At 57.3% G+C, this 11273-nt stretch carries 8 protein-coding genes and 1 pseudogene; 6 read left to right on the top strand and 3 right to left on the bottom strand.

The window, feature by feature from the left end; all coding sequences use genetic code 11:
- The 5 genes and pseudogenes from F8562_RS08545 to F8562_RS08525 all read left to right on the top strand — a co-directional run.
- A partial coding sequence (locus tag F8562_RS08545; RefSeq protein ID WP_151891898.1) for an OadG family transporter subunit occupies positions 1-198 on the top strand: 198 nt, incomplete at its 5' end.
- Positions 195-1964, top strand: a complete 1770-nt coding sequence (gene oadA / locus F8562_RS08540; protein WP_151891890.1) for a sodium-extruding oxaloacetate decarboxylase subunit alpha — start codon at positions 195-197, stop codon at positions 1962-1964. The genes F8562_RS08545 and oadA, both read left to right, overlap by 4 nt.
- Before the next feature lie 15 nt (positions 1965-1979).
- A complete protein-coding gene (locus F8562_RS08535) occupies positions 1980-3281 on the top strand; it encodes an oxaloacetate decarboxylase subunit beta (protein ID WP_151891891.1) in 1302 nt (433 codons plus the stop codon).
- 229 nt (positions 3282-3510) lie between these two features.
- Positions 3511-5139: pseudogene (locus F8562_RS08530) on the top strand (ATP-binding protein).
- Positions 5132-5830: a response regulator gene (locus F8562_RS08525; protein ID WP_004098499.1), complete on the top strand. Its 699-nt coding sequence runs from the start codon at positions 5132-5134 to the stop codon at positions 5828-5830. Before F8562_RS08530 ends, F8562_RS08525 begins: the two are co-directional and overlap by 8 nt.
- Before the next feature lie 45 nt (positions 5831-5875).
- On the opposite strand, the gene F8562_RS08520 is transcribed toward F8562_RS08525, so the two are convergent.
- Positions 5876-6505 (bottom strand): hypothetical protein, encoded by a 630-nt coding sequence (locus tag F8562_RS08520; RefSeq protein ID WP_014227875.1) that lies wholly within the window; start codon positions 6503-6505, stop codon positions 5876-5878.
- 92 nt (positions 6506-6597) lie between these two features.
- On the opposite strand from F8562_RS08520, the gene F8562_RS08515 reads away from it, so the two are divergent.
- On the top strand, positions 6598-7542 hold the full coding sequence (locus F8562_RS08515) for a LysR family transcriptional regulator (protein ID WP_014837375.1): 945 nt from the start codon (positions 6598-6600) through the stop codon (positions 7540-7542).
- Between the two features lie 66 nt (positions 7543-7608).
- On the opposite strand, the gene F8562_RS08510 is transcribed toward F8562_RS08515, so the two are convergent.
- Positions 7609-9897, bottom strand: a complete 2289-nt coding sequence (locus tag F8562_RS08510) for a hydratase (RefSeq protein ID WP_014227873.1) — start codon at positions 9895-9897, stop codon at positions 7609-7611.
- Positions 9898-9966: 69 nt separating this feature from the next.
- Entirely contained in the window at positions 9967-11226 is a 1260-nt protein-coding gene (locus F8562_RS08505; RefSeq protein WP_014837374.1) for an SLC13 family permease, read from the bottom strand.
- Between the last annotated feature and the right edge of the window lie 47 nt (positions 11227-11273).

The following is an 11273-nucleotide window of genomic DNA, read 5'->3' as shown; positions in this document are numbered from 1 at the left end:
TTTCTGTTTCTGCTGATTTTCGCCATCCGCGGCATGTCCGCCGCCGTCAACCGCTTCTTCCCGGAACCGGCTCCCGCGCCGAAGGCCGCACCCGCCGCCGTAGCGCCCGCTGACGACTTCGCCCGCCTGGCGCCGGTGATTGCCGCCGCTATCCACCACCATCGCCGCTTAACCCTTAATTCACGGAGGAATCCATGACCGTTGCCATTACCGATGTCGTCCTGCGCGACGCCCACCAGTCCCTTTTCGCCACCCGCCTGCGCCTCGACGATATGCTCCCCGTTGCGGCCGCCCTCGATGACGCGGGCTACTGGTCCCTTGAATGCTGGGGCGGCGCCACCTTTGACGCCTGCATCCGCTTCCTCGGCGAGGACCCCTGGGTCCGCCTGCGCGAGCTCAAAAAGGCCATGCCGAAGACCCCGCTGCAGATGCTGCTCCGCGGCCAGAACCTGCTCGGCTACCGCCACTACGCCGATGACGTGGTGCAGCGCTTCGTTGAGCGCGCCGTCAAAAACGGCATGGACGTGTTCCGCGTCTTCGACGCCATGAACGACCCGCGCAATATGCAGGCCGCCCTGCAGGCGGTGCGCAGCCACGGCGCCCACGCCCAGGGCACGCTCTCCTACACCACCAGTCCGGCCCACACCCTGCAGACCTGGCTCGACCTGACCGAACAGCTGCTGGAGACCGGCGTCGATTCCATCGCGATTAAGGATATGTCCGGCATTCTCACCCCGATGGCGGCCTTCGAGCTGGTGAGCGAAATCAAAAAACGCTATGACGTCAGGCTGCACCTGCATGCTCATGCCACCACCGGGATGGCGGAGATGGCCCTGCTGAAGGCCATCGAGGCCGGCGTCGACGGCGTCGATACCGCCATCTCTTCCATGAGCGCCACCTACGGCCACCCGGCCACCGAGGCGCTGGTGGCGACGCTGGCAGGCACAAAACACGACACCGGGCTGGATATCCTGAAGCTTGAGAGCATTGCGGCGTACTTCCGCGAGGTGCGCAGGAAATACCACGCCTTTGAAGGCCAGCTGAAGGGCACCGACAGCCGTATCCTCGTGGCCCAGGTGCCGGGCGGGATGCTCACCAACCTCGAGGGCCAGCTGAAGCAGCAGAACGCCGCCCACCGTCTGGATGAGGTGCTGGCGGAAATCCCCCGCGTGCGCGAGGACCTCGGCTTTATCCCGCTGGTCACCCCGACCTCGCAGATTGTCGGCACCCAGGCGGTGCTTAACGTGCTGACCGGCGAACGCTACAGAACCATCGCGAAGGAGACCGCCGGGATACTGAAGGGCGAGTACGGCCACCCCCCGGTGCCGGTGAACGCGGCATTACAGGCGCGCGTGCTGGACGGAGCAGAGGCCATCACCTGCCGTCCGGCGGACCTGCTGAAGCCGGAGCTGGCGCAGCTGGAAGCCGACGTGAAGCGCCAGGCGCAGGAGAAGAATATTCAGCTTGCCGACAACGCCATCGACGACGTGCTCACCGTGGCCCTGTTCCCGCAGGTCGGCCTGAAGTTCCTTGAGAACCGCCACAACCCGGCGGCGTTCGAGCCGCTGCCGCAGGCTGAAGAGGTCAAACCGGCGGTGAAAGCAGAGAAACCGGCCGCCTCCGGCGTCTACACCGTGGAAGTGGAAGGTAAGGCCTTTGTGGTGAAGGTCAGCGACGGCGGCGATATCAGCCCGCTGACGGCAGCGGCCCCCGTTCAGGCCACGGCCCCCGCAGCCGCCCCGGCAGGTGCCGGCACCCCGGTGACCGCGCCGCTGGCGGGCACCATCTGGAAGGTCATTGCCACGGAAGGCCAGACGGTGGCCGAGGGCGACGTGCTGCTGATTCTGGAAGCCATGAAGATGGAAACCGAAATCCGCGCCGCGCAGGCCGGGACCGTGCGCGGTATCGCGGTGAAATCCGGGGACGCGGTGGCTGTGGGCGACACCCTGCTGAGCCTGGCGTAAGGAAGAGGAACGGAAATGGAAAGTCTGAACGCCCTGATTCAGGGCATGGGGCTGATGCACCTCGGCGCCGGCCAGGCCGTCATGCTGCTGGTGAGCCTGCTGCTGCTGTGGCTGGCCATCGCGAGGAAGTTCGAGCCGCTGCTGCTGCTGCCGATTGGCTTCGGCGGTCTGCTGTCGAATATCCCGGAGGCCGGGCTGGCGCTGACCGCCCTGGAGAGCCTGCTGGCGCACCACGACGCCGGACAGCTGGCGGTGATTGCCGTGAAGCTCCACTGTACGCCGGATGTCCACGCCATCAGGGAGGCGCTGGCGCTGGCCCTGCCGTCGGTGCAGGGGCAGATGGAGGAGCTCGCCGTGGATATGGGCTACTCCGCCGGGGTGCTGGCCATCTTCTATAAGGTCGCCATCGGCTCGGGTATCGCCCCGCTGGTGATTTTTATGGGCGTCGGGGCGATGACCGACTTCGGCCCGCTGCTGGCCAACCCGCGCACCCTGCTGCTGGGGGCGGCGGCGCAGTTCGGCATCTTCGCCACGGTGCTGGGGGCGCTGACGCTGAACTACTTCGGCATCATCAGCTTCACCCTGCCGCAGGCGGCGGCCATCGGCATCATCGGCGGCGCGGACGGGCCGACGGCGATTTATCTGTCGGGCAAGCTGGCGCCGGAATTACTCGGGGCCATCGCGGTGGCGGCGTACTCGTATATGGCGCTGGTGCCGTTAATCCAGCCGCCGATTATGAAGGCGCTGACCAGCGAGAAGGAGCGGAAAATCCGCATGGTGCAGCTGCGCACGGTGAGTAAGCGGGAAAAAATCCTCTTTCCGGCGGTGCTGCTGCTGCTGGTGGCGCTGCTGCTGCCGGACGCGGCGCCGCTGCTGGGGATGTTCTGCTTCGGCAACCTGATGCGCGAGAGCGGGGTGGTGGAGCGCCTGAGCGACACGGTGCAGAACGGGCTGATAAATATCGTGACCATTTTCCTCGGGCTGTCGGTGGGGGCCAAGCTGGTGGCGGACAAGTTCCTGCAGCCGCAGACGCTGGGGATACTGGTGCTGGGGGTGATTGCGTTCTGCGTGGGGACGGCGGCGGGGGTGCTGATGGCGAAGCTGCTGAACCTGTGCAGCCGGAACAAAATCAACCCGCTGATTGGCTCGGCCGGGGTGTCGGCGGTGCCGATGGCGGCCAGGGTATCGAACAAAGTGGGTCTGGAGTCGGACGCGCAGAACTTCCTGCTGATGCACGCGATGGGCCCGAACGTGGCGGGGGTGATTGGCTCGGCGATTGCCGCCGGGGTGATGCTCAAGTACGTGCTGGCGATGTAAAAACGTATTGTTCCCGGCTCGCGCTGCGCTTAGCCGGGCTACCCGCCCGGACGGGCGCCGCGCCCGCCTCCGGGAAATACCCCAGGCTACGGCGCAAAAGCCCGATCGGGTGGTACGTAAAACATCGTATTCCTACTGGATGAGTTCTGAAATCAGTAAATCTGTGGGCCGATTCAGCGCCGTCGGCCCCTAAAAAAGAGAAAATGACCTTTTGATGTCAATTCGCCCAATGTTTGCCCGAAAAATCACGCACTGGTTTGCCCGACGTTCGTTTCAGAACCGCATCTTCCTGTTGATCCTGTTTACCTCGACAATCGTGATGCTGGCCATGTCATGGTATCTCACCAGCATTACGGAGGAACGCCTGCATTACCAGGTGGGACAGCGCGCGCTGATTCAGGCCATGCAGATCTCCGCCATGCCTGAACTGGTTGACGCGGTAGAAAAGCACGATTTACCGCGCATTAAAGAACTTATCGACCCGATGCGATCGTTTTCCGACGCCACCTATATCACCGTCGGTGACGCGAAAGGCAGGCGCCTGTATCACGTGAATCCAGAGGAAATCGGTAAATCGATGGAAGGCGGAGACAGCGACGAGGCGCTGTATAACGCCAAAAGCTACGTGTCGGTGCGTAAAGGATCGCTCGGTTCGTCATTACGCGGCAAGTCGCCGATCTAGGACAGCACCGGGAAGGTGATCGGTATTGTATCGGTGGGCTACACCATCGAACAGTTAGAAAACTGGCTGAGTCTGCAAATCGGATCGCTGATGATCCCGATGGCGATCATGCTGCTTCTGCTGCTCTACTGCGCCCGGCGCTTCTCGCTGCATATCAAAAAACAGATGCTGAATATGGAACCACAGCAGCTCTCACAGTTGCTTATCCAGCAGAGCGTCCTGTTTGAATCGGTCTTTGAGGGGCTGATAGCCATTGACTCCCACTACCGAATTACCGCCATCAATCAAACCGCAAGGAGGCTATTAAACCTGAGCCAGCCGGAAACCATTCTGATTGGCAAAAGCATCAGCAGCGTGATCTCTCAGGAGGCATTCTTCTATGACGCGCCGCAGACAAATAAAAAAGACGAAATCGTCACTTTTAATCAGATTAAAGTGATCGCCAGCCGTATGGCCGTCACGCTTAATAACGAGCCCCAGGGCTGGGTCATTAGCTTTCGCAGTAAAGACGATATCAACACTCTGAGCCTGCAGCTCAGCCAGGTCCAGCAGTACGCGGATAACCTGCGCGCCGTACAGCACGAGCATCGCAATCTGATCTCCACCATTGCCGGGCTGCTGTTTTTAAAACGCTACGATAACGCGCTGGATCTTATTCAGCAGCAGTCTGAGAGCCACCAGAAAGTGCTCGATTTTATTGCCCGCAATTTTAAAGTGAACCACCTTGCCGGGCTGCTGATCGGCAAATATTACCGCGCCAAAGAGCTCGGATTAGAGCTGGTCTTCGATCCCGCCTGCCACGTTGAAACTCTCCCCTCTTCGCTGTCGCATAATGAATGGATCTCGATCGTCGGCAATTTGTTGGATAACGCCTACAACGCTGCCCTACGTCAGCCGGCAGGTTCAAAGCAGATCGAATGCCTGATCAACAGCGAGGGCGGCGAAGCGATCGTCGAGATCGCCGACCAGGGCTGCGGGATTGAGGAATCGCTGCGCGATCGTATTTTTGAGCGCGGCGTGACCAGCAGCGACAGCGGCGATCACGGCATCGGACTCTGGCTGGTTCGCAGCTACGTTGAGCAGGCGGGCGGCAATATCGTCGTCGATGACAACATCCCTTTTGGCACTATTTTTACCCTTTATATCCCCCTGACCCGAGATGAACACCATGGATAGCATCACCACTCTCATCGTTGAAGACGAACCTATGCTGGCGGAAATTCTGGTGGATACCATCAAGCAATTTCCCCAGTTCGAAGTCATTGGCATTGCGGATAAACTGGAAAGCGCAAAAAAGATGCTTCGCCTCTATCAGCCCCAGCTCACCCTGCTGGATAACTTCTTACCCGATGGCAAAGGACTCGATTTGATCCGCCACGCCGTCAATACTCATTATAAAGGGCGCATCATTTTCATCACCGCCGACAACCATATGGATACCATCAGCGAAGCCCTGCGGATGGGCGTTTTTGATTACCTGATTAAACCCGTTCACTATCAGCGCCTGCAGCATACGCTTGAGCGTTTTGCCCGCTATCGCAGCTCTCTTCGCTCAAGCGAGCAGGCAAGCCAGACCCATGTTGACGCCCTGTTCAATATCCAGGCAAAAGAGCACGCGGAAGCCGCAGGCTCTCCGCTGCGGGGTATTGATGAGAGCACCTTTAATCGGGTATTACAGCTCTTTGCCGACCCGGAAACGGTCCATACCGCAGACACCCTGGCCCGTATTCTCGGCAGTAGTAAAACCACCGCCCGCCGCTACCTTGAGCAGGGCGTTAAAAACGATTTCCTTGAGGCTGAAATCAGCTATGGCAAAGTCGGCAGACCGGAGCGGATTTATCACGGTAAACATCCTGCGCATATTTAAGCACCGGGAGATGCCCTGTTGAGTGTGCATCTCCTTTTCACTCGCTTATTCCACCGTGTAGCTGACAATAATTTGCCCTTTTTTCATCTTCACCTGGGAAATGACGACTTTACCCAGTTCGGACAGGCTGGCCACGTGCGTCCCGCCGCAGGGATAGCTCTGCATGTCGCCGAACCCGACCTTGCGCAGGCCATCGGCAAAAGTAAGCTGACGCGGTAAATTGTCTGCCTGCCAGGCCTCAACTTTTTCCAGCAGCGCGCTGGCCTCGGGCAGCCCGCCATGCGCGCCTGGGGCAAAAATAATACGGCTTTCTCCCGGCCAGTGATGTCCTTTGATCGGCTGCCAGCCCGACAGCTCCCCGGCCTGGGCAAGCGCGTGCCCGGCGGAGTGCAGACGCGCGTGCAGCCGTCGGCTCTCTGGATCGATGCGGATCGTGACCTCGCCGGCCGGCAGCGGCTGTGAAACGATATGCGCCACGCTATCGCCGCGGCTAACCACGCCCTCGACGGCGAGGCCGGCAATCCAGCCGCGATCCGCCGGCTGCCCGCCGCCCTGCGGGTGAAACAGCGTGCGATCCAGCTCAATGGCATAGCGGCCATCGGCTTCGCTCAGGCAGTTGACGACTTGCGCAAGGCATTCCTCGGCGTCGCTGGTGTAATAAAGGCGTTCAGTCATGGTTGTCCTCCTCTCTGTCAGGACAGTATATTGATATTGCTGGCGGCGATAATCCCGCCTGACATCAACGCAATTTTGCTTCGGAAGCACAAATGAATCTGAGCCTACTGCCCGACCTCGCCCTGTTCGTACAGATTGTGGAACAGGGCAGCTTCTCCGCCGTCGCACGCCAGGCTGGCGCAACGCCTTCGGCGATCAGCCGCAGCGTCTCGCGCCTGGAGCAGGAGATGGGCTGCAAGCTGCTGCACCGCACCACGCGCAAGCTGCGCCTCAGCGATGCCGGGAAAATGGTGTATGAACATGCGCTGGAGATGCTGGAATCGGCGCGTCTGGCCATGGACTCCGCCAGCAGTATCCAGGCGGTGGCGCAGGGCAAGCTCACGCTCAGCGTGCCGAAAGCCGTGGGACGGTTTGCCATTCACCCGCTGATGCTGGAATTTTTTAACCGCTACCCGAAGATCGACGTCTGTCTGCGGCTTGAGGATCGGGTTCTCGATTTTATTGATGACGGCATCGATCTGGCGCTGCGTATCACCCCTACCCCCTCGCCGGGGCTGCACGGTAAGCCTTTGATGACCATCAGCCACGTCATCTGCGCGACGCCCGGCTATCTGGAGCACTATGGAACGCCGCAAACGCCGCAGGATCTGCGCGAACATAGCTGTATCAGCCTTGGCGAGACGCCCGCCGATTCGCGCTGGAAGTTCCGCCGCGGGGGGAAAACGGAAACAATTCAGACTCACGGCCGCTACGCCGCCAACCATACCGCCGTGCGCCTCGATGCCGTGAAGCAGAATCTGGGCATCGGCAGCCTGCCGCTGTTTACCGCCCGTGAGGCGCTGGCGCGCGGCGAGATTGTGCAGGTTTTACCGGAGTGGGAGTTTATCAGCCGCTATTCCGGCCAGCTCTGGCTACTGTGGTCGGGCAATAAGCATATGCCCGCCAGAATGCGGGCGATGATTGATTATCTTAGCGAGAAGATGAAGCCGGCTTCAGGTAGCCCAGCTCTAACGCCGCGATCGAAAACCACGGAATAAGCGGCTATGAATAAAAACGGGGATGCGATATCACCCCCGTTGATTCATCTTGATGATCAAGATCGTTTACTGATGGTGGGTTGTTAAGCGTAATTTATTATAATTAATCAGGCTTCCCGCCTTAATTATCTCCCGCTCTGCTGAGGTGAGCCCCTCCATGTAAAGAGAGATCTCTTTAATGGGGCGATCGTGGCCGATCACGAACGCGGTAATCTGACGCAGATCGGTTTCCAGGGCTGACCTGATCCCCGGGATATAGATGAAGTCGCCGACCTCAAACTCCGGCAGCGCCTTCATCTGCAATGGCAGCATTCCCCAGTTAATCACGTTCGAACGATAGCGCTTCGTGGCATACTGCTGGGCAATATTTGCCAGGCCACCAAGGACTCTCTGGCAGCTGGCGGCTTGCTCTCGGGCGGAACCATCGCCGGGTTTGACCGCATAAACCATGCTGCCAATCTCCGTCTGCTCAAGCGTGACATTTTCCTGCCCCGGAAGTTGGCGGATCCGGGAAAAAACCGCCTCAAGCTGCGGCTCCAGACGACAAGGATCGTCCCCCTCGATTCGTAATTTTTCCAGCGCCGCAATCTTCTTACTACGGCCGACATAGCCCGGATCGCGTCGCGAAAGGGTAAACTCAGCCAGCCCTAACGGATTGGAGCGAAATGATGAGGTTTCGCCTGATGGAATCAGTTCATCGGTGGTGGTCACCGGATCCATGATTTTTGAGGTCACGTTTAACAAAATATTGTCCGTCAGCTCACTCATCTCCGGCCAGTCTTTTATATTGGGGCCGTAGATCAGCGATTGGCGGGACGCTCCTTTAATAAACCCTTGATAAACACGGCTCCGATAAGGTGAAGCATCAAATTCATACTGCGGAATGTCTTCCCAGCAATCGAGCGCGGAAGCCGATGTCAGCACGCCCCCATTGGCAGCCGTCGCCGCTATGGAGCGGGCATCCATCAGCGCAACGGCCGACATTTGCCCATTCCCGGGTTTGGACCCTTCCCGGTTGGGAAAATTACGCGTCGTGTGGCGAATGCTCAGTCCATTATGCATGGGCGTGTCGCCTGCGCCGAAGCAGGGGCCGCAAAATGCGGTACGCATAATTGCGCCGGCGCTCAATAACGCGGTGGTCATGCCCTTTTTAGTCAGGTCCATCAACACCGGCTGGGAAGAGGGGTATATCGCGAGAGAGAAAGCGCTATCGCCGCAGGCGTGATTTTTCAAGGCATGAGCCGCCTCGACCACGTTAACATAATTTCCGCCAGCGCAGCCGGCGATGATCCCCTGCTGAATCCGCAGCTTTCCATGTTCGACTTTATCCAGCAGGGAGAGCCTGGCGCGTCCCTGGGAAATGTTATCCGCCGCAATCTCAACCTCGTGCAAAATATCCTGCAAATTCTCATTAAGCGTATCAATTTCATATACGTTGGCAGGGTGAAAAGGCAAGGCGATCATCGGCTTGATGGTGCTTAAATTCACTTCTATGCAGCCATCATAGTAGGCCATCTCTTTTGCTGAGAGCGGACAATAGTCTTGTTCCCTGCCGTGAATACGCAGGTAGTTTTTTGTCTCTTCATCCGTTTGCCAGATGGACGATAAACAGGTGGTCTCCGTGGTCATCACATCTACGCTATTCCTGAAGTCGGTAGACATTGTCGCCACCCCAGGCCCCACAAACTCCATAACTTTATTTTTCACATAACCGCGCTCGAACACCGCGCCAATTATCGCCAGGGCAATATCCTGAGGGCCAACGCCGGGCGAGGGTTTCCCTGTCAAATACACGGCGACAATCTCAGGATAATCAATATCCCAGGTCTCTCCGAGCAGTTGCTTAACCAACTCGCCGCCCCCCTCGCCAACCGCCATGGTCCCTAAAGCGCCATAGCGCGTATGGCTGTCTGAGCCCAGGATCATTTTCCCACCGCCGGCCATCATCTCGCGCATATATTGATGAATAACTGAGATATGGGGCGGGACATAAATGCCGCCATATTTTTGCGCTGAGGACAAACCAAATATATGATCGTCGCTGTTGATAGTGCCGCCGACAGCGCAAAGCGAATTATGGCAATTCGTCAGAACATAGGGTAATGGAAAACGTTCCATTCCCGAGGCCTTAGCAGTCTGGATGATGCCCACAAAAGTAATATCGTGGGAGGCCATTGAATCAAATTTAATTTTTAACTGCTGTTCATTCCCTGAAGTATTATGGGCGGAGAGGATCGACCACGAGATCGTTCCCTTGCGCGCCTCATGCTTCTCTAACGCGACTGACCCCTTATCAGCGGCAATAATACCGTGCTGATGTGATATATAGACTCCGTGGTCATACAATTTAATCATCACATATATCCTTAGATGTTGAAAAAACACGCCTGACATTAGCCATTCGATAAAAATGGCTGACCGCGATTAATAAAATGGGAAGAAAACAGGCAGCAAAATAAAGCTGACAATGACCGATATCAAAATAAGCGGCAATCCAACCTTAACGTAATCGACAAATTTGTAGCCACCCGCGGAAAAAATCATCATATTAGCCGGGGTGCCCACCGGCGTTGCGTAAGCACATGAACAGCCGATAACAATCGCCATTAACACCGCCCGGGGATCGGCGCCCATAGAATGAGCAATAGACAGGCCAATCGGCATTAATAAAGCGGCGGTTGCCGTATTCGACATGAAATTGGTTAACGCGCAGGAGATTATCAATACGGCGCTCAGAAGTAAGAAAGGCGACGCCTGCTGGCCTAATAACGCGATAATTGAGCGCGCCATAATGGCGCCAGCGCCGGTGGTTTCCAGCGCTTTTGCTAATGCCAGAGTGCCGCCGAAGAGGAAAATCGTCTGCGAGTCGATAGCCTGGTAAGCCTGTTTTTCCGTAATGACCCGGGTCACAATCAACGACAATGCGCCAATTGAACCGACGATCGCAATCGGCAAACCAATTTGTTTCTCAAAAATCATGCCCAGTACGGTCAGGATTAATACCGATAGCGCAATCACCTGCTTATATTTCGGGCATGCCTGCGCTTTAATATTATTAACACTTTGACGCTGGGCCACATTCGTTTTTGGCAATATGCGATAGCCGATCGTCACAAAATAGAGTATGCCGCAGGCCAGCATCGGAATGCCTAACTTAGCATATTCAAAAAACCCGAAGCGTTGACCAACCTGCTCCAGCGCCGACTGCGCGATAAGATTGCCGGGTGAGCCGATCAGCGATAAATTTCCCCCCAGCGCCGAGGCAAAAGCCAGCGGCATAAGCAAGCGCGACCGGGCATATCCTGATTTCATCGCTGCGCCAATCACCACAGGAATGAGGACCGCCGCCGTGCCGGTATTGGATAGCAGCCCGGAAAGCGTTCCGCAGACCAGCATAATGACGACTATCAGCTGCTTTTCTGTCCTGGCGTAGCGTGTAACCATACTACCAATTTTATCCGTCACCCCGGTTTCGAATAAGGCGCCGCCAACCACAAACATAGCCACAAACAAAATCACATTTTGATTAATAAAACCGGCAAAAGCCGTTTTGACATCAAAAACCCCGGTCACCACCAGAGTAATACAAACAATCATGGCCGTTACCGCTAAAGGTATTTTTTCCCAAACAAACATGACAATAGAAAAAACCAATAGCGACAACGTAATCGTAACTGGAGACATAAATATATCGCACCTCACCTTGCTAAAAGGCTATGTTTTCTTAATAA

The organism is Klebsiella sp. RCJ4, from assembly GCF_009025755.1.
GTDB lineage: Bacteria > Pseudomonadota > Gammaproteobacteria > Enterobacterales > Enterobacteriaceae > Klebsiella > Klebsiella michiganensis.
Note: the sequence above shows the minus strand (reverse complement) of the source record. Positions and strands in the feature narration are given on the sequence as shown.